24 protein-coding genes are annotated in these 20,868 nt (G+C 67.5%); 14 read left to right on the top strand and 10 right to left on the bottom strand.

The window, feature by feature from the left end; translation table 11 throughout:
• The first annotated feature begins 39 nt into the window (after positions 1-39).
• Positions 40-852 (top strand): DUF3027 domain-containing protein, encoded by an 813-nt coding sequence (locus ACRDU5_RS12805; protein ID WP_526614917.1) that lies wholly within the window; start codon positions 40-42, stop codon positions 850-852.
• Here the strand turns inward: ACRDU5_RS12805 and ACRDU5_RS12800 are convergent.
• Both ACRDU5_RS12800 and ACRDU5_RS12795 read right to left on the bottom strand, forming a co-directional pair.
• On the bottom strand, positions 849-1,304 hold the full coding sequence (locus tag ACRDU5_RS12800; RefSeq protein ID WP_526614916.1) for an SRPBCC family protein: 456 nt from the start codon (positions 1,302-1,304) through the stop codon (positions 849-851). The two genes, ACRDU5_RS12805 and ACRDU5_RS12800, sit on opposite strands and share 4 nt — an antisense overlap.
• A 33-nt stretch (positions 1,305-1,337) precedes the next feature.
• Positions 1,338-1,601 carry a DUF2530 domain-containing protein gene (locus tag ACRDU5_RS12795; RefSeq protein WP_526614915.1) on the bottom strand — a complete coding sequence of 88 codons (264 nt, stop codon included), beginning with the start codon at positions 1,599-1,601 and terminating at the stop codon, positions 1,338-1,340.
• Between the two features lie 92 nt (positions 1,602-1,693).
• On the opposite strand from ACRDU5_RS12795, the gene ACRDU5_RS12790 reads away from it, so the two are divergent.
• From ACRDU5_RS12790 to ACRDU5_RS12780, 3 genes are read left to right on the top strand one after another with little or no spacing between them, the layout of a single operon-like run.
• A complete protein-coding gene (locus tag ACRDU5_RS12790) occupies positions 1,694-2,125 on the top strand; it encodes an Rv0880 family HTH-type transcriptional regulator (RefSeq protein WP_526614914.1) in 432 nt (143 codons plus the stop codon).
• Complete coding sequence (locus ACRDU5_RS12785) at positions 2,122-2,994, top strand: TrmH family RNA methyltransferase (RefSeq protein ID WP_526614913.1); 873 nt, start codon at positions 2,122-2,124, stop codon at positions 2,992-2,994. Before ACRDU5_RS12790 ends, ACRDU5_RS12785 begins: the two co-directional genes overlap by 4 nt.
• A 4-nt stretch (positions 2,995-2,998) precedes the next feature.
• Complete coding sequence (locus ACRDU5_RS12780) at positions 2,999-3,268, top strand: DUF2537 domain-containing protein (RefSeq protein ID WP_526614912.1); 270 nt, start codon at positions 2,999-3,001, stop codon at positions 3,266-3,268.
• Here ACRDU5_RS12780 and sepH read toward each other — a convergent pair.
• Complete coding sequence (gene sepH, locus ACRDU5_RS12775) at positions 3,265-4,026, bottom strand: septation protein SepH (protein ID WP_526614911.1); 762 nt, start codon at positions 4,024-4,026, stop codon at positions 3,265-3,267. The genes ACRDU5_RS12780 and sepH overlap by 4 nt on opposite strands.
• 120 nt (positions 4,027-4,146) lie before the next feature.
• A complete protein-coding gene (gene serC / locus ACRDU5_RS12770; protein ID WP_526614910.1) occupies positions 4,147-5,259 on the bottom strand; it encodes a phosphoserine transaminase in 1,113 nt (370 codons plus the stop codon).
• 205 nt (positions 5,260-5,464) lie between these two features.
• Between serC and ACRDU5_RS12765 the strand changes: the two genes are divergently transcribed.
• Both ACRDU5_RS12765 and ACRDU5_RS12760 read left to right on the top strand, forming a co-directional pair.
• Entirely contained in the window at positions 5,465-6,481 is a 1,017-nt protein-coding gene (locus ACRDU5_RS12765; RefSeq protein ID WP_526614909.1) for a diiron oxygenase, read from the top strand.
• A 15-nt stretch (positions 6,482-6,496) separates the two neighbouring features.
• A complete protein-coding gene (locus ACRDU5_RS12760; RefSeq protein WP_526614908.1) occupies positions 6,497-8,185 on the top strand; it encodes a 4Fe-4S binding protein in 1,689 nt (562 codons plus the stop codon).
• Between the two features lie 23 nt (positions 8,186-8,208).
• Here the strand turns inward: ACRDU5_RS12760 and ACRDU5_RS12755 are convergent, their stop codons facing one another.
• Both ACRDU5_RS12755 and ACRDU5_RS12750 read right to left on the bottom strand, forming a co-directional pair.
• Positions 8,209-8,661, bottom strand: coding sequence for a VOC family protein (locus ACRDU5_RS12755; protein WP_526614907.1), 453 nt, complete (start codon positions 8,659-8,661; stop codon positions 8,209-8,211).
• Between the two features lie 155 nt (positions 8,662-8,816).
• Positions 8,817-9,935, bottom strand: a complete 1,119-nt coding sequence (locus ACRDU5_RS12750) for a citrate synthase (protein ID WP_526614906.1) — start codon at positions 9,933-9,935, stop codon at positions 8,817-8,819.
• 75 nt (positions 9,936-10,010) lie between these two features.
• Here ACRDU5_RS12750 and pdxH point away from each other — a divergent pair, with 75 nt between their 5' ends.
• The 3 genes from pdxH (at position 10,011) to ACRDU5_RS12735 (ending at position 12,725) form a co-directional block, all read left to right on the top strand.
• Positions 10,011-10,640, top strand: coding sequence for a pyridoxamine 5'-phosphate oxidase (gene pdxH / locus ACRDU5_RS12745; RefSeq protein WP_526614932.1), 630 nt, complete (start codon positions 10,011-10,013; stop codon positions 10,638-10,640).
• Positions 10,641-10,687: 47 nt separating this feature from the next.
• Entirely contained in the window at positions 10,688-11,335 is a 648-nt protein-coding gene (locus ACRDU5_RS12740; protein ID WP_526614905.1) for a TetR/AcrR family transcriptional regulator, read from the top strand.
• A gap of 94 nt (positions 11,336-11,429) precedes the next feature.
• On the top strand, positions 11,430-12,725 hold the full coding sequence (locus ACRDU5_RS12735; RefSeq protein ID WP_526614904.1) for a citrate synthase: 1,296 nt from the start codon (positions 11,430-11,432) through the stop codon (positions 12,723-12,725).
• Between the two features lie 94 nt (positions 12,726-12,819).
• On the opposite strand, the gene ACRDU5_RS12730 is transcribed toward ACRDU5_RS12735, so the two are convergent.
• Both ACRDU5_RS12730 and ACRDU5_RS12725 read right to left on the bottom strand, forming a co-directional pair.
• Complete coding sequence (locus ACRDU5_RS12730; RefSeq protein ID WP_526614903.1) at positions 12,820-14,364, bottom strand: phytoene desaturase family protein; 1,545 nt, start codon at positions 14,362-14,364, stop codon at positions 12,820-12,822.
• On the bottom strand, positions 14,361-14,609 hold the full coding sequence (locus tag ACRDU5_RS12725; RefSeq protein ID WP_526614902.1) for a DUF2630 family protein: 249 nt from the start codon (positions 14,607-14,609) through the stop codon (positions 14,361-14,363). Before ACRDU5_RS12725 ends, ACRDU5_RS12730 begins: the two co-directional genes overlap by 4 nt.
• Before the next feature lie 60 nt (positions 14,610-14,669).
• On the opposite strand from ACRDU5_RS12725, the gene ACRDU5_RS12720 reads away from it, so the two are divergent.
• From ACRDU5_RS12720 to arfC, 4 genes are all read left to right on the top strand, one after another.
• Complete coding sequence (locus tag ACRDU5_RS12720) at positions 14,670-15,032, top strand: FKBP-type peptidyl-prolyl cis-trans isomerase (RefSeq protein ID WP_526614901.1); 363 nt, start codon at positions 14,670-14,672, stop codon at positions 15,030-15,032.
• Positions 15,033-15,119: 87 nt separating this feature from the next.
• Positions 15,120-16,148 (top strand): channel-forming protein ArfA/OmpATb, encoded by a 1,029-nt coding sequence (gene arfA, locus ACRDU5_RS12715; protein WP_526614900.1) that lies wholly within the window; start codon positions 15,120-15,122, stop codon positions 16,146-16,148.
• A 12-nt stretch (positions 16,149-16,160) separates the two neighbouring features.
• Positions 16,161-16,310, top strand: a complete 150-nt coding sequence (gene arfB, locus ACRDU5_RS12710; RefSeq protein WP_526614899.1) for a channel accessory protein ArfB — start codon at positions 16,161-16,163, stop codon at positions 16,308-16,310.
• Between the two features lie 2 nt (positions 16,311-16,312).
• On the top strand, positions 16,313-16,822 hold the full coding sequence (arfC, locus tag ACRDU5_RS12705) for a channel accessory protein ArfC, sunset domain variant (protein ID WP_526614898.1): 510 nt from the start codon (positions 16,313-16,315) through the stop codon (positions 16,820-16,822).
• 3 nt (positions 16,823-16,825) lie between these two features.
• On the opposite strand, the gene ACRDU5_RS12700 is transcribed toward arfC, so the two are convergent.
• Complete coding sequence (locus tag ACRDU5_RS12700) at positions 16,826-18,166, bottom strand: sensor histidine kinase (protein ID WP_526614897.1); 1,341 nt, start codon at positions 18,164-18,166, stop codon at positions 16,826-16,828.
• Positions 18,166-18,876, bottom strand: coding sequence for a two-component system response regulator PrrA (prrA, locus tag ACRDU5_RS12695; protein WP_526614931.1), 711 nt, complete (start codon positions 18,874-18,876; stop codon positions 18,166-18,168). Before prrA ends, ACRDU5_RS12700 begins: the two co-directional genes overlap by 1 nt.
• An 84-nt stretch (positions 18,877-18,960) precedes the next feature.
• On the opposite strand from prrA, the gene ACRDU5_RS12690 reads away from it, so the two are divergent.
• Entirely contained in the window at positions 18,961-20,850 is a 1,890-nt protein-coding gene (locus ACRDU5_RS12690) for an ABC transporter ATP-binding protein (RefSeq protein ID WP_526614896.1), read from the top strand.
• Positions 20,851-20,868 lie beyond the last annotated feature (18 nt).

The following is a 20,868-nucleotide window of genomic DNA, read 5'->3' as shown; positions in this document are numbered from 1 at the left end:
GCGCACGGCGGTCAGGCAGTATTGAGTGCGATGAACAGCATGACGGAATCCGCCGAGGACGGCCCGGCCACGCCGGCGACCGAGCGCCCGGCGGACCTGGAGGCGGTGCTGTTGGGCGCCGTCGATCAGGCGCGCGCGGCGATCGTCGAACACAGCGGCGACACCGTCGGGGATTACCTGGGGGCGGCCTTCGAGGACATCACCTCCGCCACCCACCGCTTCCTGGCCAACTTGCCTGGCTACCAAGGCTGGCAGTGGGCCGTCGTCGTCGCCGCCCATCCGGGCGCCGACCACGCGACGATCAGTGAGGTGGTGCTGGTGCCCGGCCCCACGGCACTGCTGGCACCGAACTGGGTGCCTTGGCAGGACCGGCTGCGGACCGGCGACCTCACCCCCGGCGACCTGCTCGCCCCGCCGTCGGACGACCCGCGGCTGGTGCCCGGCTACGCCGCCACCGGCGATCCAGACATCGACGAGACCGCTGCCGAGATCGGGCTGGGTCGACGCCGGCTGCTCAGCGCATGGGGCCGTGCGGACGCCGCGCAGCGTTGGCATGACGGCGACTACGGGCCGGGCACGGCGATGGCGCGGTCCACCCGTCGGATGTGCCGGGACTGCGGGTTCTATCTGCCGCTGGCCGGTTCGCTCGGATCGATGTACGGCGTGTGTGCCAACGAGTTGTCTGCCGACGGGCATGTGGTGAATGCCGAATACGGTTGTGGCGCCCATTCCGACACCCCGGCGCCGGCCGGAACCGGCTCGCCGCTCTACGACCCGTACGACGACGGCGTGCTCGACGTCACCGAGCAGCCCGCGCCGAGCGACGAGGAGCAGCAGGCGCCGAGCGACTAACCGCCTTCGGCCGCCGCCTTGATCCGGGCTAGGGAGGTGTTCATGCCCTCCACGAGTTCGCGCTCGAAGCTGGGCACGCCGCCGAACAAGGCATTCACGGTCATGTTGGACACCGCCTTGACGCCGTTTTCGGCATGGCGGCTTTCCACCACCCGGGTGCCCTGATCCGTCGCCTGCAGCTCATAGCTCCAAATGGTGCCGTTGGCGTTCACCCGGAACGCCAGCTTTTTCTCCGGAATGACTTCGGTGACCGTGCTCGTGGTCGGCCAGAACAGGAAATTGCGACGGTTGATATTGAGGGTTCGGGTGCCCTGGCGCAGCGGGCCGAGCGCCTTCATCATTCGGCATTGCGGGCTCCATTGCGGCATTCGGTTGAAATCGGAGATCAACTCCCACACCTTCGGCACCGGGGCGTTGATATCGATCTGCGCTTGCAATAGCGGCTCTGCCATTGCCTCCTCCTTTGCGATAAATCTTGGTCGAATTCAGCTCAATCCGCTCTGCGCACCCCGGGACCCGCGGCGCACGGCGCGACGTTGCCACACAAAGATCGACGTGCCTAGCGCGCCGACTCCCAAACCGGCCACGGTTATCGGCCGCCACTCGTGCAGTCCGGTGATCGTGAACGCGAGTACCGCGGCAATCAGCCAGGCCAGGGCCAGCACGACGATGACAGGCCAGGGATCGAGCAGAATCGCGGGCAGGGCAGGCGGTTCCGGCTCAGCGGCGTCGGGTGATTCGGAGCTCATCGGTGACCAACCTAGCCCGGTGGCGGTGAATGCCGGTAGCCGGTCGTGTTTTTCAACATTATTGACGTCCCCTCTGGGTATTCTTTTGCGTTGTGAAGGATGTCGACTCTCGGCTGGCGAGCGACTTGTCGCTAGCGGTTATGCGGCTGGCTCGCCAATTGCGGTTTCGACGCTCGGAATCCTCGGTTTCGCTATCGCAGTTGTCGGCGCTGTCGACGCTGGCAAAAGAGGGCGCAATGACACCGGGCGCGTTGGCCATCCGGGAACGGGTCCGACCGCCGTCGATGACGCGAGTAATCGCCTCACTGGCCGACCTCGGTTTCGTGGCCCGAAGCGCACACCCCGTCGACGGTCGCCAGGTCTTGGTGTCGGTCTCGGCCAGCGGGGCGCAGCTGGTCGAGGCCGAACGGCGGGCCAGCCAGGAGTGGCTACAACAGCGGCTCGCGAAGCTCGACCCCGATCAGCGCAGGACGCTGCTCGACGCCGCCGAGCTGATGTCAGCCATCGTCGACGAAAGCGCGTGAGCGCGGTCATCGTCGACGTCGAGGACCCCGCCGATCCGCGGCTGGACGATTTCCGTGATCTCAACAGCGTCGACCGCCGGCCCGATCTGCCGACCGGCAAGGGATTGGTCATCGCCGAGGGCGTGTTGGTGGTGCAGCGGATGCTGGCGTCTCGGTTCACACCCCGGGCGATGCTGGGCACCGATCGCCGGCTGCGCGAGCTGGCCTCGGATCTGAGCGGAACCGACGCCCCTTACTACCGGGTAACCGCCGAGGTGATGGCCGAGGTGGTCGGCTTTCACCTCAACCGCGGAGTGCTTGCCGCCGCGCCGCGCCCGGGCGAGTTGACCGTTGACCAGGTGCTCGTCGGCGCCCGTACGGTCGCGGTGCTCGAGAGCGTGAACGACCACGAGAACCTCGGTTCGATCTTTCGCAGCGCGGCCGGTCTCGGCGTCGATGCGGTGGTGTTCGGCACCGGATGCGCCGACCCGCTGTACCGGCGCGCCGTGCGGGTGTCGATGGGGCACGCGCTGCTGGTGCCGTATGCATGGGCGACCGGCTGGCCGACGGACCTGGCGGTATTGGCGGACAACGGCTTTCGACTGCTGGCCATGACGCCCGAGGAGACCGCGTCAGCGCTCCCGGAGGCGATGTCGACGGTCAGCGACGACCGGGTGGCCATCCTGGTGGGCGCCGAAGGGCCCGGCCTCACCGAGGCGGCGATGCGGGCCAGCGATATCCGGGTGCGGATTCCGATGGCACGGGGGACCGACTCGCTCAATGTCGCGACGGCCGCCGCGCTGGCGTTCTACGAGAGAGCTAGATTGGCGTCCGGCGGGCTGGGCCCACGCCCGAAGGGCAGGGGAGAGCGAAGCGACCCGGGGAGATGATGAGGTGACCGACGAAGCCACCCCGTGGGGAACCGGGTTGACGGTGTCCGCGTTCGTCGCCGCGGTGACCGCGGCCGCGGTGGTGGTGTTGAGTCTGGGGTTGATCCGCGTTCATCCGCTGCTGGCGATCGGACTCAATCTCGTCGCAGTGGGTGGACTGGCCCCCACGGTGTGGGGCTGGCGCAGCGTGCCGGTATTGCGCTGGATCACGGTGGGCCTCGGCGTCGGTGTGGCGGGCGCCTGGCTGGGCCTGCTGGCATTAAGCCTCGGCTAGCGCTGACCGCCGGAGCGCACGCCCAGCAGCACGTCTTCCCACGCCGGCACCGGCGGTTTGCCCTTGCGGGCGCGCCTCGGCTTGGCGGGCTCGGGCTTTTCGGGTTCCACCGGCGGCTCCGGCTCCTCGAAGTCGAGCTGTGCGACGGGCGCCACCGGCCGCAGCGGCCGGGCGAAGTCTGGGTCGATCAGCTCGCAGGCCGCGTCGTCGAACGCGGTGACGGTGCCGCCGTGTGCGCCGGGAGTGAACCGGAAATGGGCCGTATTGTCCGACATGCCCGCTTTCCATGACAGCTGCACCGTCCAGCGCCCGTCCTCGTTGCGCCACGCGTCCCAGATGGTGGCGTCGGGGTTCAGACCGCGGGCGACCAACGCCGTCGTCACCGTCTCCAGCAGTGTCAGCACTGCGGGCCCGTCGGCGAGGACGGGATGCGCGGCGGTTGCCAGCTCGGCCGCACGGGAGCGTTCCAGCAGCACTGGGTGAGCAAACCTCTCGACCCGGGACACGTCGACCCCGGCGGCCTCGGCAATCTGCTCGACGGACGCGCCCGCACGAATCCTTGATTGAATCTCCTTGGGACGCAGCACGCTTGGAACCTCGGCATCAATTTGGGATTGGCTGAAGCCGGACTTGTCGCCGCCCACGGCGGCGCGCAACCGGTCGTCGGTGCGCAAGATGAACTTCTCGCTGGAGTCGTCGCTTTCGCAGATGATGCGTTTGCCATCGACGTCGAGTCCGACGACCTTGAGTTCTCGCATGGCGACCTCCTCCGGGCCCCGGCGCCGAGCCCGATTAGCAGGTCACCCTACTGCGTTATCGGCCCGTTATAACGGCGACACGCCTGGCGATGAGCCGCTTGCGCGAAGAGCATGTGCACTTCAGAGGCGTTCTACCACCCAGTCGACACATCGGGTGAGCGCGGTGACGTCGTCGGGGTCGACGGCGGTGAACATCGCCACCCGCAATTGGTTGCGGCCGAGTTTGCGGTACGGCTCGGTGTCGACGATGCCGTTGGCCCGTAGCACCATGGCGACCGCGGCGGCATCGACGTCGTCGGAGAAGTCGATCGTGCCGACGACCTGCGAGCGCAGTTCCGCGTCGGCGACGAACGGCGTGGCGAACTTCGACGCCTCCGCCCAGGAGTACAGCCGCTGCGAAGAGTCGGCGGTGCGTTTGACGGCCCAGTCCAGCCCACCGTTGCCCAGCAGCCAGTCCAGCTGCTCGGCGAGCAGGATCAGCGTCCCGATCGCGGGGGTGTTGTAGGTCTGGTTCTTCAGGCTGTTCTCGACGGCGATCGGCAGCGACAGGAAGTCGGGCATCCAGCGCCCGGATGCGGCGATCGACTCGATGCGGGACAGCGCGGCGGGGGACAGGATCGCCAACCACAGCCCACCATCTCCCGCGAAATTCTTCTGCGGCGCAAAGTAATACGCATCGGCGTCGGTGATGTCCACAGGCAGGCCGCCGGCGGCCGAGGTGGCGTCGATGATGACGAGCGCGTCGCCCGAGCCCTCGGGTCGCTGCACGGGCACGGCGACACCGGTCGAGGTCTCGTTGTGCGCCCAGGCGATAACGTCGACCGACGGATCCGACTGCGGCTTGGGGGCGCTGCCCGGATCGGCCTTGATGACGAGCGGGTCCCCGACGAACGGGTTCTTGGTCACCGCGGAGGCGAACTTCGAGCTGAACTCCCCGTAGGTCAGGTGTAGAGAGCGCTTGTCGATGAGCCCGAAGGCCGCCGCGTCCCAGAACGCGGTCGAGCCGCCGTTGCCGAGGATGACCTGGTAGCCGTCGGGCACCGAGAACAGCTGCCGCACTCCGTCGCGCACCCGGCCGACCAGGTTCTTGACCGGCGCCTGCCGGTGCGACGTGCCGAACAGATCACCCGCGGCGGCCAGCGCCTTCAGCTGCTCGGGCCGCACCTTCGACGGGCCGGAGCCGAAGCGTCCATCGCTGGGCTTGATGTCGGCGGGAATCGTCATGTCGGCCATGCCGTCAAGGTTAATGACCAAGCCTGGCCATCAGAATGCGGGCACCGTCGCGGGTGACCGCGGCTCCGGATGTGACCTCCGTCACAGAATCCTTCGAACGACGGGCTTGCGCACATCGGGCCGAACGGTCTGTTCAATACGCGATACCTACGGTACCGTCGGTGGACACCAAGCCGCTGTATGTAAACCTAATGGGAGGCTGCTAATGGCTCGGACCCGCATGGTCAGGCGCTGGCGTCGCAACATGGAAGTGAATGACGACGTCGAGTACGTCGACATGCTCACCACACTGTCTGAGGGGTCGGTGCGGCGCAACTTCAATCCGTACACCGACATCGACTGGGACTCGCCGGAATTCGCGGTGATCGACAACGACGAGCGCTGGATCCTGCCGGCCACCGATCCGCTGGGCCGCCACCCGTGGTACCGGGCGCAGCCCGTCGAGCGCCAGATCGAGATCGGCATGTGGCGCCAGGCCAACGTCGCCAAGGTCGGCCTGCACTTCGAGTCGATCCTGATCCGTGGCTTGATGGAGTACTCCTTCTGGACGCCAAACGGCTCGCCGGAATACCGGTACTGCCTGCACGAGGCCGTCGAAGAGTGCAACCACACCATGATGTTTCAGGAGATGGTGAACCGCATCGGCGCCGACGTGCCGGGTATGCCGCGGCTGCTGAAGTGGGTCCAGCCGCTGATCCCGCTGGTCGCCGGTCCGCTGCCGATCCCGTTCTGGTTCGGCATCCTCGCCGGCGAGGAACCCATCGACCACACCCAGAAGAACGTTCTGCGCGAGGGCAAGTCGTTGCACCCGATCATGGAGCGGGTTATGGCCATCCACGTGGCCGAGGAGGCCCGGCACATCTCGTTTGCCCACGAGTATCTGCGCAAGCGGCTGCCGCACCTGCCGCGGCGTAAGCGGTTCTGGTTGTCGCTGTACGTCCCGCTGACGATGCGGATCCTGTGTTCGGCCATCATCGTTCCGCCGCGCGCGTTCTGGAAGGAATTCGACATCCCCCGCTCGGTGCGCAAGGAAGTGTTCTTCCGCTCGCCGGAGTCCCGGCAGATGCTGCGCGACATGTTCGGTGACGTCCGGATGCTGTGCCATGACACCGGACTGATGAACCCGATCGCCAAGATCATCTGGCGGATCTGCAGGATCGACGGACGCCCGAGCCGCTACCGCAGCGAACCGCAGCGCCAGCACGTGGTGGCGGCCGCGTAAGGAGCTTCATCCCTCATGCCGCACGTCATCACCCAGTCGTGCTGTAGCGACGGGTCCTGCGTCTACGCCTGCCCGGTGAACTGTATCCATCCGTCGCCGGACGAGCCCGGCTTTGCCACCGCGGAGATGCTCTACATCGACCCGGCGGCCTGTGTGGACTGCGGGGCTTGCGTCAGCGCCTGTCCGGTCGGCGCGATCGCACCCGATAACCGGCTGGAGCCCGAACAGCTGCCGTTCATCGCGCTCAATGCGGCGTTCTACCCGGAGCTGGCACCCGATGAGAAGTTGCCGCCCACCGCCAAACTGGCGCCCGTCATCGACGCTCCGATGGTCCACCCGCGCGGCGCGGGCCCGCTGACGGTGGCGATCGTCGGCTCCGGACCGGCCGCGATGTATGCCGCCGACGAACTGCTGACCCAGCGCGGCGTCCAGGTGAACGTGTTCGAACGGCTGCCGACGCCGTACGGGTTGGTGCGGGCGGGGGTGGCGCCCGACCACCAGAGCACCAAGCTGGTCACCCGGCTGTTCGACAAGATCGCCCGGCGGCGAAGCTTCCGGTTCTACCTGAACGTCGAGGTGGGATCGGACCTCAGTCACGCCGAACTGCTGGCCCATCATCACGCCGTGCTCTACGCGGTCGGTGCGCCGAACGATCGCAGATTGGACATCGACGGCATGGGCCTGCCCGGCACCGGCACCGCGACCGAGATAGTTGCCTGGATCAATGGGCACCCCGAATTCACCGATCTGCCAGTCGATCTGGGACATGAGCGGGTGGTGATCGTTGGCAACGGCAACGTGGCCCTCGACGTGGCCCGCATTCTGACCGCCGATCCCGACGCGCTGGCCCGCACCGACATCTCAAACCACGCGCTGTCCGCGCTGCGGGAGTCGCGGGTGTCCGAAGTCGTGATCGCTGCGCGCCGTGGGCCTGCTGCCTCCGCGTTCACCCTGCCCGAACTGATCGGCCTGACGTCGACGTGCGACGTGGTGCTGGACGCCGCCGACATGGAGTTGGTGCAGGCCGATCTGGCCGCCGCCGCCGACGCGCTCACCCGCAACAAGCTCGAGATCTTGAGCAAACTCGGTGACGCGTCGGTGCCCGCGACGCGTCCGCGCATTCGGCTCGCCTACCGGCTTACGCCGCATCGCATCCTCGGCGACCCCCGCGCCGCGGGTATCGAGTTCACCGTCACCGGGACGAACGAAGCCCGTCAGCTCGACACCGGCCTAGTGCTGACGTCAATCGGCTACCGCGGCAGGCCGATTCGCGATCTGCCGTTCGACGAGGCCGCCGCGGTGGTGCCCAACGACGGTGGCCGGGTCATCGATCCGGAATCCGGGCGGCCGGTTCGCGGTAGCTATGTCGCGGGCTGGGTCAAGCGAGGACCGACCGGCTTCATCGGCACGAACAAATCGTGCGCCGCGCAGACGGTGCAGAACCTTGTCGACGACTACAACGCCGGCCTGCTGGCCGACCCGATCGCCAACCGGGCCGCCCTGGACAAGCTGGTGCACGGCCGGCAGCCGCACCTGGTCGACGGGGCCGGATGGAACGCCATCGACCGCGCCGAGATCGCCAGAGGCGAGACCGATGACCGGCCGCGCGACAAGTTCACCACCGTCGCCGACATGCTTGCCGCGGCGGCAACCGCGCAGGCGCCGCCCATCGGACGGCGCCTGCTGGCGGGGCTGCGGCGCTGAGGGGGTGACCCTCGAACGCTTGGCTACTGGTGCTGCTTTACCGCTTCCTCGATTTCCTCCGCGCTGACCTCGCGCATCGGCTGGCCCATTGACCACAGGAAACCGAACGGGTCGCGCAGCACGCCGTAACGGTCGCCCCAGAAAGCGTCCTCGAGCGGATGGACCACCGTGGCGCCCGCGTCCAGCGCTTGCTGGAACTTCTTGTCGACGTCGGCGACCGTGAGGTGGATGGTCACCGGTGTGCCGCCAAGCGCCTTCGGGGTCATCGACTTGCCCTCGGTCATCTCCGGGAAGTCGTCGTTGAGCATCACCATGGAGCCGTTGATCTGTAGGGCGGCGTGGATCAGCTTGCCGTCCGGCCCGGGAATACGGCCGTACTCGACGGCATCGAACGCCTGTACATAGAAATCGATCGCCGCGGCAGCGTTGTCGACCGTCAGGTGTGGGGACACTGCGGGCTGTACTTCGATTGCCATGCTGATCTCCTCGGTTGTAGTTACGTCACCCGGCAGGGCGCTGCGATATAGACCGCCCACCGGATCCGAATTCATCGCCACGTCATCGCGACACCGCCATACAACACCCGGGCACCGACAACCTGACGAACTCGCGGCCGATCAGCGGCGACACCCTAACCCTTGGCGACCTCGTCCCAACCGTCGACGGACTCCGGGCTACGCGGCCCGGGGCCGACATAGATCGCCGACGGCCGGACCAGCTTGCCGAGCCGTTTCTGTTCCAGGACGTGCGCACACCACCCGGCGGTGCGCCCGCAGGTGAACATCGCCGGCATCATGTTGGCCGGTACCTCGGCGTAGTCCAGGATCACCGCGGCCCAGAACTCGACGTTGGTTTCGATCGCGCGGTCCGGACGGCGCTCGCGCAGCTCGGCCAGCGCGGCCTGCTCCAGCGCGGCGGCGACCTCGTAGCGCGGCGCCTCGAGGCGCTTGGCCGTCGCCCGCAGCACTCGCGCCCGCGGGTCCTCGGCCCGGTAGACGCGGTGGCCGAAGCCCATCAGTTTTTCCTTCTGGTCCAAGATGCGCCTGACCACCGCCCGCGCGTCACCGGTCTGCTCGGTCTCTTCGATCATCGGGATCACCCTCGCAGGCGCACCGCCGTGCAGCGGGCCGCTCATGGCCCCGATGGCGCCGGACAGCGCCGCCGCGACGTCGGCGCCGGTGGACGCGATCACCCGCGCGGTGAAGGTGGAGGCATTCATGCCGTGCTCGGCGGTCGACACCCAGTAGGCGTCGATGGCCTCGACGTGCTTCGGATCGGGCTCACCCTGCCAGCGAGTCATGAAACGCGCTGTCACAGTGGGACATTCGTCGATCATGCGCTGCGGAACGGCGGGCTGATAGATGCCGCGCGCCGACTGTGCCACGTAGGACAGCGCCATCACCGACGCACGGGCCAGCTGGTCGCGGGCGGTCGCGTCGTCGATATCCAGGATCGGGGGGTATCCCCAGATGGGGGCGAGCATGGCCAGGCCGGCCTGCACGTCGACCCGCACATCGCCGCTGTGAATCGGCAGCGGGAACGGCTCGGCCGGCGGCAACCCGTGACCGAATCTGCCGTCCACCAGCAGGGCCCACACGTCACCGAAGGTGACCTGCCGGTTGACTAGATCTTCGATGTCGACGCCGCGGTACCGCAGCGCGCCGCCGTCTTTGTCGGGCTCGGCGATTTCGGTGGTGAAGGCGACGACGCCTTCCAGGCCCGCTACGAAGTCTTCGGGTACCACAGTCATGCGCAAATTCTCGCACCCGCGGTGAGGCGTAGCGTTGGCGCGGTGGCTACCCCGGAGAACGAGCGCCTGGCCGCGATGCGGGTGGAGTACGGATCGGCCGAGAAGGACGGCAGCCCGGACCTGGACACCGACTGGCTTGCCGACGGCTGGGTTGCCCTGCTGCGCAAGTGGTTAACGGATGCCGAACGCGCGGGCGTGGCCGAGCCGAACGCGATGGTGGTCGGGACCGTCGATGCGAGCGGAAGGCCGGTGACCCGCGCGGTGCTGTGCAAGAGCATCGACGAGACCGGTATCAGTTTCTTCACGAACTACGACTCCGCCAAGGGCGAGGAACTCGCCGCGGCGCCCTACGCGTCGGCGACCTTTCCGTGGTTCCTGCTGGGGCGTCAGGTCCATGTGCGTGGCCCGGTGACCAAGGTGTCCGCCGAGGTGACCGCCGACTACTGGACGAAGCGGCCGCGCGGTTCACAGCTGGGCGCCTGGGCGTCGCACCAGTCGAGGCCGATCGCCTCGCGGGCGGCGCTGATCGAACAGCTGACCGACGTCACCGAACGGTTCGCGAACCTCGACGAGGTGCCGGTGCCACCGAACTGGGGCGGATACTTGATCGCGCCCGAGGTCGTCGAGTTCTGGCAGGGCCGGGAGAACCGGGTGCACAACAGGATCCGGGTACAGGGCAATCGTATTGAACGTCTGCAACCGTAGTGGGGCGGTTCTAGGTGTTTCATGAAGAGTCGCGTTAGCATCCTCGGGTGCCTGGTGTCACGGGGGAGGCAGGGTCCGGTCTGCGCGAACGGAAGAAGCAGCGCACGCGTGCCACACTGATCGACGCGGCCATCGAGTTGTACGAGCGACAAGGTTTCGAGCGCACGACCGTCGACCAGATCGCCGCGATCGCCGACGTCTCGCCCCGCACGTTCAGCCGGTACTTCGCGACCAAGGAAGCCGTGTGCCTGGCGTTGGTCGACGACGCGGTCGAACTGGCCGCCGTCGAGCTGTCCCGCCAGCCGGCCGGTTTGCACCACCTGGTAGCGCTGTGCCGGAGCTACGTGGCGATGTATCGCAACACCCAGACCGCCCGCTTCGGGGAACTGACGGCCCCACGGCTGATCTGCATCATCCGGATCATCATGTCCTCGCCGACGTTGCGACAGGCCGCCACCGAATTTCGCCCTCATGCGGTCAACGTCGAGTTGGCTAAGCGGATGGGCGTCGGTCTGGGCGATCGTGAGCTGCGGCTGGTGGCCACGGTGTGGGTGTCGATCGTCAAGGCCGCCCTCGCCGATCTGGGTCCGGCCACCGACTGGCAGAGCATCGGCATCGATGATCTCGTCTCCCGCCTGGAAGCGACGTTCGCCCAGTTCACTAACCTGATTGCGGACGTCGCTGCGCCTGTGTGATGGTGTGTGCTGCCCCGGGCGGGCACGGCCGCTCCGATGGGACTACCTTTTGAGGGGCAGAGGTCGGTTCTGGTGCAGCGACGAAGGGATTCCCGTGGCCGATAAAGACGAGCACGCCACCCTGAAATACCCCGGTGGCGAGCTTGACCTGGAGATCGCGGGCGCCACCGATGGGGCCGACGGGATCGCCTTGGGATCGCTGCTGGCCAAGACGGGCTACACCACCTTCGATCCGGGGTTCGTCAACACCGCATCCACGACGAGCGCCATCACCTACATCGACGGCGACGCGGGCATCTTGCGTTACCGCGGCTACCCCATCGAACAGCTCGCCGAGAAGTCCACGTTCATCGAGGTCAGCTATCTGCTGATCTACGGCGAACTGCCGACAAAGGATCAGCTGGACAAGTTCACCACCCAGATTCAGCGGCACACCCTTCTGCACGAGGACCTGAAGCGGTTCTTCGACGGGTTCCCGCGCAACGCGCACCCGATGCCGGTGCTGTCCAGCGCCGCGAACGCGTTGAGCGCCTACTACCAGGATTCCTTGGACCCATTCGACGACGCGCAGGTGGAACTGTCGACGATCCGGCTGCTGGCCAAGATGCCCACCATCGCGGCCTACGCCTACAAGAAGTCGGTCGGTCAGCCGTTCCTCTATCCCGACAACTCGCTGACCCTGGTGGAGAACTTCCTGCGGATGACGTTCGGATTCCCGGCCGAGCCCTACGAGGTCGACCCCGAGGTGGTGCGGGCGCTGGACATGCTGCTGATCCTGCACGCCGACCACGAGCAGAATTGCTCGACGTCGACGGTGCGGCTGGTCGGCTCGTCGCAGGCCAACCTCTTCACGTCGATCTCCGGCGGCATCAACGCGCTGTGGGGCCCGCTGCACGGCGGCGCCAACCAGGCGGTGCTGGAGATGTTGGAGAAGATCCGGCAGGAGGGCGGCGACGTACAGGCCTTCGTCAAGAAGGTCAAGGACCGCGAAGACGGCGTCAAGCTGATGGGCTTCGGACACCGGGTTTACAAGAACTACGACCCGCGGGCGCGGATCGTGAAGGAGCAGGCCGACAAGATCCTCGGCAAGCTGGGCGGCGACGACGACCTGCTGGACATCGCCAAGGCGCTGGAGGAGGTCGCTCTGACCGACGACTTCTTCATCGAACGCAAGCTCTATCCGAACGTCGACTTCTACACCGGCGTGATCTACCGGGCCATGGGATTCCCGACGCGCATGTTCACCGTGCTGTTCGCGCTCGGCCGGCTTCCCGGCTGGATCGCGCACTGGCGCGAGATGCACGACGAGGAGGGCGGCAAGATCGGCCGGCCACGACAGATCTACACCGGCCACACCGAACGGGACTACGCCGAAGTCGACAAGCGCTAAGGCCGGCCTTTCCGCGAGCGTGCGCGTCTTGCGGCCGACACGCCGCTGAATGTTGGCAGTTTGCGCACGCTCGCTGTGGGACCGCGGCGATGCCCTAGCTCTCCAACACCGCCATCGCGGCGTTGTGCCCACCGATGCCCGATACTGCGCCGCCGCGGCGAGAACCGGACCCGCACAACATGATCCGCTCGTGGGCGGTAGCGACACCCCACCGCTGGGCCGGCGTGTTCAGCGGGTCGTCGTTCTCGGCGAACGGCCAGCTCAGCGCGCCGTGGAAGATGTTGCCCGCCGTCATGCCCAGCGTTCGTTCCAAATCCGCGGTGGTCTTGGTTTCGATGCAGTACCGCCCGACGGCATCCTGCATCACAACATCCTGAACCGGTTCGGCCAGAACGGAGTTCAGAGAGTCCAGCACGGCGGCGGTGAGCTCGTCGCGCGTTGCGGGCAGCTGGTGCGGGGTGTGCAGGCCGAACACCGTCAGCGTCTGCGCGCCGGATTCCCGCAACTCATCGGACAGGATGCCGGGGTCGGTCAGCGAGTGGCAGTAGATCTCGCAGGGCAGTGGGTCGGGGATGGCGCCGTCGGCCGCTTGCAGGTACGCGGCGTCGAGCTGACTGAAGGTCTCGTTGATGTGGAAGGTCCCGCCGAACGCCTGCGCGGGGGTCACGGTCTCGTCGCGCAGCCGCGGCAATCGCCGCAGCAGCAGGTTGACCTTCACCTGCGCACCCGGTGCCAGCGACGGCTCCGGGTCGCCGACCAGCTTCGCCAGCACGGCGGGAGTCACTCCGGCGAGCACGTGGTCGGCCCGTACTCGGCGCTCCTCGCCGTCGTGGCGGTAGCCCACTTCACCATCCGGGTCGATCTCGTAAACCTCTGCGCCGGTGACGATCTCGACGCCGTGGCCGGCCGCCGCGGCGGCCAGCGCTCCACTCACCGCGCCCATGCCGCCGATCGGCACGTCCCAATCGCCGGTGCCGCCGCCCAGCAGGTGATACAGGAAGCAGACGTTCTGCGGCAGCGACGGGTCGTCGGTGCGGGCGAATGTGCCGATCAGTGCGTCGGTGGCCATCACACCCCGGACCAGGTCGCTGTCGACGGCCTGGGTGATGGCGTGCCCGATCGGCCGACAGATCATCGACTGCCATGCGGACTCGGCGCCGGGATCACCGCCGGCGAGCACGTGCTTGAGCGCGTCGTCGCGGCTGTGAAGCGGCTCGGTCAGCGTCGGCCACAGCCGGGAAGTGACGATCCGGCACCGGCGGTAGAACTCGGCGAACGGTTCGGCGTCGCCGGCGGCACCGATGGCGGCGAACGTCGATTCCGGCCCGACCAGCAGGCCGGTCCGGCCGCCGGTCGACGGGTCGGGCGTGTAGGACGAGTATCGCCTCCGCGCCAGCCGAACGCGCACGCCGAGGTCGTCGACGATGCGCCGGGGCAGCAGGCTGACCAGATACGAATATCGGGACAGCCGTGCCTCGATGCCGTCGAAGGCGAACGCGGATACCGCCGCGCCGCCAACGTGGTCGAGCCGCTCCAGCACCCGCACCCGGCGCCCGGCGCGGGCCAAATAGGCGGCGGCGACCAACCCGTTGTGCCCGCCGCCGACAACGACAACGTCGGCCCGCGGATCCGTTGTCAACCGAGGTAGCCTTCGACCTCTTCGGCCGGGCGCAGTTTTGCCTCGCGCGCGTCGCCGCCGGTCTCTCGCAGCGCGCGGCGTTGCCGCAGTAGATCCCAGCACTGGTCCAGCTCGACCTCGACGGCACGCAGGCGCGCATGCTCCTCGTCTTCGCTGATCTCGTGCCGCTGTAGGCGGTCCCGCAATTGCCGCTCCTCTTCGACGAGTTCGCGGATGCGGGCCACGGGGTTTTGGTCGTGTGCCACCAAACCAGTGTGCCCGCTGCGCGGCCCGAGATAACCCGGTCGGGCGTAACGTTGCCCGCCGTGGCGACTAAACCCGAGGTTGAATTCCCCGACGGCCCCGCACCGACCGAGCTGGTCATCGAGGACATGGTGGTCGGCGACGGCGCGGAGGCGGTGCCCGGCGGCACGGTGGAGGTGCACTATGTCGGCGTCGAGTACGACACCGGCGAGGAGTTCGACAGTTCCTGGAATCGCGGCGAATCCATCCAGTTCCCGTTGCGCGGGCTCATCCAGGGCTGGCAGGACGGCATTCCCGGCATGCGGGTGGGCGGACGGCGTCGGCTGGTCATCCCGCCCGCGCAGGCCTATGGCGCTGCCGGTTCGGGACACCGGCTTTCGGGCAAGACTTTGATCTTCGTCATCGATTTACTTGATGTCGGCTGAAACCTGTCCACAAGATCATCGGTCGATTTAGGCTCGAATCGCACAAGATCAAACGACGTTCTGCTCTGCCGACGCCAGGAGTGTCCAATGACGGATCCCGAAGAATCTCGTACGATCACCGGCTGGCGAACAGCCTCCAAGTTCTACCGACGAACACCAGGTCTCGGCTGGTTGGTGGCGCTGATCGCAGTGCCCCTGCTACTCGGGCTTATCGGTTGGAGCGGCCTCGACAGATCGACGAAGGACGTCGATTTGACGCTGCCGGATGTCAGTCCAACTGCCACGCTAACAGCGCCCACGGTGAACGCGCCGAACGTCAATCTCCCGGAGTTGTCGTTTGCGCCGTTGACGATTACTCGGTCTGGCGGCGACATTTCGCTTACCGGTGACCTGCCGGATGCCGCGGCGAAGGCCTCGCTGCTCGACACGGTGCGGGGCGCGTTCGGTGCCGATGTCAACCTGCTCGACAACCTGAATATCAAGGCGGGCGCCAACACGCCGGAGTTCTCCATGCTCGGTTCGGTGTTGAAGGAAGGCGTCGACATTCCGGACTTCAACTTCGACCTCAACGGTGACACACTCACGCTCACCGGCACCGCACCCTCCGAAGACGTGAAGGCCGACGTCGAAGCCGCGGCAAAGGCTGCGTGGCCGAACATGAAGATCACCAACGACATCAAGGTGTCGGGTGCACCCGCGCCGACGGCACCGCCCGCAGCGGCGCCGCCGCCCGCACCAGCGCCTGGTGGTGGCCCGTGCGCCACGCTGCAGGCCGACATCACCGCCCTGCTCAGGACGCCGATCAACTTCCAGACCGACGGGTTCAGCCTGACGCCGGTATCACAACAGCAACTGACCCAGGTCGCTGACAAGTTGAAGGCCTGCCCGGACCCCAGGGTGTCGGTGGTCGGTCATACCGACAACACTGGCAATGACGCGATCAACATCCCGCTCAGTGGCAACCGCGCAAAAGCCGTTGCGGACTACGTGATTTCGCAGGGTGTGGCCGCAAACCGGGTCACCTCGCGAGGCGCCGGTTCGGCGGAGCCCATCGCCAGCAACGACACACCCGCCGGCAAGGCGCAGAACCGCCGCGTCGACATCACAGTCAGCTAAGGAGCATTCGACATGGACTTCGTCATCCAATGGTTGTGGTACCTGCTCGCCTTTGTGGTGGGCTCGGTGGTCGCCTGGCTGATAGCGCTTGTCACCATCAGGCGCACCAGCGAGGAAGAGGCCCTCGCCGATCTTCCCGGCTCACGTGAGATAGGAGCTTGATGATGAGTGACGTCAACTGGTGGTTGATGGCCCTGGCATTTGTGCTCGGGCTGGTGCTGACACTGGCGTTCACGATCCGCAGGGTCAAGCGCGAGGTGCCGGAGTACGCCGGAGGCGGGGGCGGTGGAGCTACCCAGGCACGCTCACTGACCGGTGCGGCAGACGTGGATGCGCCGGCCACCGCGAAAACCCCGACCGCAGGTGCTGGTGCGCCTGGAGGGGCAAGTGCTGCCGCCGGTGCGGTGGCGGCAACTGCCGCGGGCGGTGCGGCGGCGGCGAAGTCCACCGGCGACAAGCCGTACGGCGAGGGTTCGGTCCGGGTCGCGGCCACCGCCACCGCACCGAGCGGCTACACCGTCAAGGGCAACGAGGATTCGATGCTGTACCACACGCCCGAAAGTCCGTCCTACAAGCAGACCATCGCGGAAATCTGGTTCCGCGACGTGGAGACCGCCGAGGGAGCGGGGTTTGCACGCTGGGACAGCGGCAAGTCGCAGCGCGGACAGAGGTAGGCGCTAGCGCGGGCCGGGCAGCCGCAGCAGCAGCCGCGCGCCACCCAACGGGCTGGCATCCAATGACGCCGTGCCGCCGTGCAATTCGGCCTGCTGGGCCACCAGCGCCAGGCCAAGGCCCGAGCCGGAGTGCGAGGCGGTCGACCCGCGGGAGAAGCGGTCGAACACCACGCTGCGCTCCTCCTCCGGGATGCCGATGCCGTCGTCGTCGATGGCGATCTCCACGCCCGCGCGGGAACTGACCGCTGACAGCTGCACACGCGTAGCGCCGCCGTGCTTGACCGCATTGGCGATCGCGTTGTCGACCGCCAGCCGCAGCCCGGCCGGCAACCCGACGATGATCACGGTCGGCGCAGGCACCAGCGACACGTCCAGCTCGGGGTAGACGCGCATCGCGTCGTGCGCGGCACGGTCGAGCAGTTCGGTGATGTCGACCGGCACGTGATCATCGGAGGTGGACAGCTCGCCCTGAGCCAGCCGCTCCAGCGCGCCCAACGTGGCCTCGATGCGGGCCTGGGTTCGGATGACGTCGTTGATGACCTCTTTGCGCTGCTCGTCGGGCAGGTCCAGGGTGGCCAGCACCTCCAGATTGGTGCGCATCGCGGTCAGCGGCGTGCGCAGCTCGTGGGCGGACACCGCGGAGAAATCACGCGCCGACGCCAGCGCCGCCTTGGTGCGGTCCTGTTCCTTCCAGATGCGTTGCAGCATGCCCTTGACGGCGTCGGCGACCTCGACCGCTTCGGTGGCACCGCGCACTTCGACATCGGGGTGTTCGTCGCCGGCGTCGATCTGCCGGGTCTGCTGGGCCAACCGTTTGAGCGGCCGGACGGCGAACGCGGCCAGCAGCCAGCCCAGCACGGCCGCCGCGCCGATCGCGAAGCCGATGATGACCAGCACCCGGCGGTGCAGGTTGTTGGTGTCGGCGATGGTGGCGTCGTAGGTGGCGCCGACCGCCACCGACATCGGCTCGGGCACCGGAATGTCGACGGTGCGGACCCGATAGCGCACCCCGTTGACGTAGGTGTCCTCGTAACCGGCGGGCAGCTGGGGCAGCACGACGTCGGAGTTCGACGTCACCTGGTTGTTCTTGCGGACGGTGATGACCGCGTCCTGATCGTTGGGCGACTTCGGGATCTCGCCGGGGCCGCGAGGCAGGAACGGGATCGCGAAGCCGGCCGCCTCGTCGAGCCTGCGGTCCAAGCGCTCCTTGCGGTCGTTGGTGATGCCGATCCACACGATCGTGCCGACGATGACCAGCATGATGCCGGCGGCGACCGCGCTGGCGAACGCCACCCGAGTGCGCAATGACGGGGTGCGGCGGAAGATCCGCGAGAGCAGGCTCATCATTGAGTCCGTAACACGAACCCCACGCCGCGCACCGTGTGCAGCAGCCGCGGGGCACCGCCGGCCTCCAGCTTGCGGCGCAGGTATCCGATGAAGACGTCGACGACGTTGGTGTCGGCGGCGAAGTCATAGCCCCACACCAGCTCCAGCAGTTGGGCCCGCGACAACACCGCGGTCTTGTGTTCGGCCAGCACCGCCAGCAGATCGAACTCCCGCTTCGTCAGATCGACGTCGACACCGTTGACGCGGGCGCGCCGGCCCGGGATGTCGACCTCCAGCGGGCCGACCTGGATGGTCTCCGACGAGAACGTCGCCGTCGAGCCCCGGCGGCGCAGCAGCGCCTTCACCCTCGCCACCAGCTCGGCCAGCACGAACGGCTTGACCAGGTAGTCGTCGGCGCCGGCTTCCAGGCCGGCGACCCGGTCGTCGACCGAGCTGCGCGCCGACAGCACGCAGACCGGGACGTCGTTGTCCATCGCGCGCAGCGCGGTGACCACGCTGACGCCGTCGAGCACCGGCATGTTGATGTCCAGCACGATCGCGTCTGGCCGTGTCTCGGTGGCGCTGCGCAGCGCCTCGGCGCCGTCCTTGGCCGTCGATACGTCGAATCCGGACAGTCGCAGGCCGCGCTCGAGGGAGGCGAGCACGTCGTCGTCATCGTCGACGACGAGCACCCGGGGTGAGACCGCACCGCTGTCCATGCCTGCAATCTTGCCTGATCCGGCGCCGAGGGTGTGATAGGCGGCCCGGGAAGTCGTTGACCTCATCCTTTGTTGAGGTCTTACGGTGATTTCATGAGTATCGAAACGGTGGCGCGGCAATCTCTGTACCGGCAGGCGCACGCCCGCGGCGGCGACCTGCGGTCGTTGGCCGATCGCAGGCTGCTGGGCCGGATCTGGCGCTTCGCCGGACGACATCACCGCAGGTTGGGCGTGTTCGTCGCGGTCAGCGTGGTCAGTGCGCTGCTCGGGGTTGTCACCCCGCTGCTGGCGGGCAGGGTGGTGGACGAGATCGGGAACGGCGCGGCCGCCGTGGTCATTGGGCTGGCCGCCGTGATCGCTGCGGTCGCCATCGCCGAGGCCGGCGTATCGCTGATGACGCGGCGGCTGTCGTCGATCATCGGCGAGGGCTTGATCCTCGACCTGCGCACCGCCGTCTTCGACCACGTGCAGCGGATGCCGGTCGCGTTCTTCACCCGCACCCGCACCGGCGCACTGGTCAGCAGGCTCGGCAACGACGTGATGGGCGCGCAGCGCGCCTTCTCCGACACCTTCTCCGGCGTCATCACCAACATCGTCACCCTGACGCTGACGCTCGTCGTGATGCTCGGGATCTCCTGGCAGGTCACGTTGCTGTCGCTGGTGCTGATGCCGCTGTTCCTGCTGCCCGCCCGCTGGATCGGGCGAACCATGGCGCGGCTGTCGCGCGAGGCCGCCATTCACAACGCCACGATGAACACGCAGATGACCGAACGCTTTTCGGCGCCCGGTGCGACGTTGGTCAAGCTGTTCGGCAACCCGGCCACCGAATCGCGCGAGTTCGAGGTCCGGGCCGGTCGGGTGCGCGACATCGGGGTCCGCACCGCGATGTTGCAGTCGGTCTTCATGAATTCGCTGACGCTGATGTCGGCGCTGGCGCTGGCCCTGGTGTACGGGCTCGGCGGCGTGCTGGCGATCGGTGGGCACCTGCAGACGGGCGCAATCGTGTCACTGGCACTGCTGCTGACACGGCTGTACAGCCCGCTGACGGCACTGGCCAACGCGCACGTCGAGATCGCCAGCGCGCTGGTCAGCTTCGAGCGCGTCTTCGAGGTGCTCGACCTCGTCCCGCTGATCCGGGAACGGCCGGACGCGGCCCCGGTGCCGGACGGCCCGGTGGCTGTGCAGTTCGACGACGTGCGGTTCTCCTACCCCTCGGCCGACAAGGTATCGCTGGCCTCCCTCGAGGAGGTCGCGGTCCTCAGCGAGACTGATGTTCGCGGGGGAGACGAAGTGCTGCACGGCATTTCGTTCACAGCGCGGCCCGGCGAGATGGTGGCACTGGTTGGCTCCTCGGGCGCTGGAAAGTCGACGATCGCGTCGCTGGTGGCCCGGCTGTATGACGTCGACTCTGGCTCCGTGCGCCTCAGCGGCGTCGACGTGCGCGACCTCACGTTCGCGGCGCTGAAGGACACCGTTGGGATGGTCACCCAGGACGGGCACCTGTTCCACGAATCGATCAGGTCCAACCTGCAGCTCGCCGCGCCGAACGCGACCGACGACGAGCTATGGGAGGCGCTGCGGCGCGCCCGGCTCGCCGACGCGGTCGCCGAGATGCCCGACGGGCTGGACACCGTTGTCGGTGAGCGCGGTTACCGTCTGTCCGGCGGGCAGCGGCAGCGGCTGACGATCGCCCGCCTATTGCTGGGACAGTCGCGGGTGGTGGTGCTCGATGAGGCGACGGCGTCGCTGGACTCGTCGTCAGAGGCCGCCGTGCAGCAGGCGCTGGCCGAGGCGCTGGCGGAACGGACCGCACTGGTGATCGCCCACCGGCTTTCCACGGTGCGCGCCGCCGACCTGATCCTCGTCGTCGAGGACGGCCGCATCGTGGAGCGGGGCAGCCATGGGCAACTGCTCGCCCGCGGGGGGCGGTACGCCGAGCTGTACGAGACGCAGTTTGGAAACGAGCCCGGTGTGGCGGCATGACAGATGGGACCATGGAAT

The organism is Mycobacterium sp. (genome assembly GCF_050701515.1).
In the GTDB taxonomy this organism is placed as follows: Bacteria; Actinomycetota; Actinomycetes; order Mycobacteriales; family Mycobacteriaceae; genus Mycobacterium.
The sequence above is the reverse complement of the archived record's forward strand: the minus strand, read 5'-3'. Positions and strand labels throughout refer to the sequence as shown.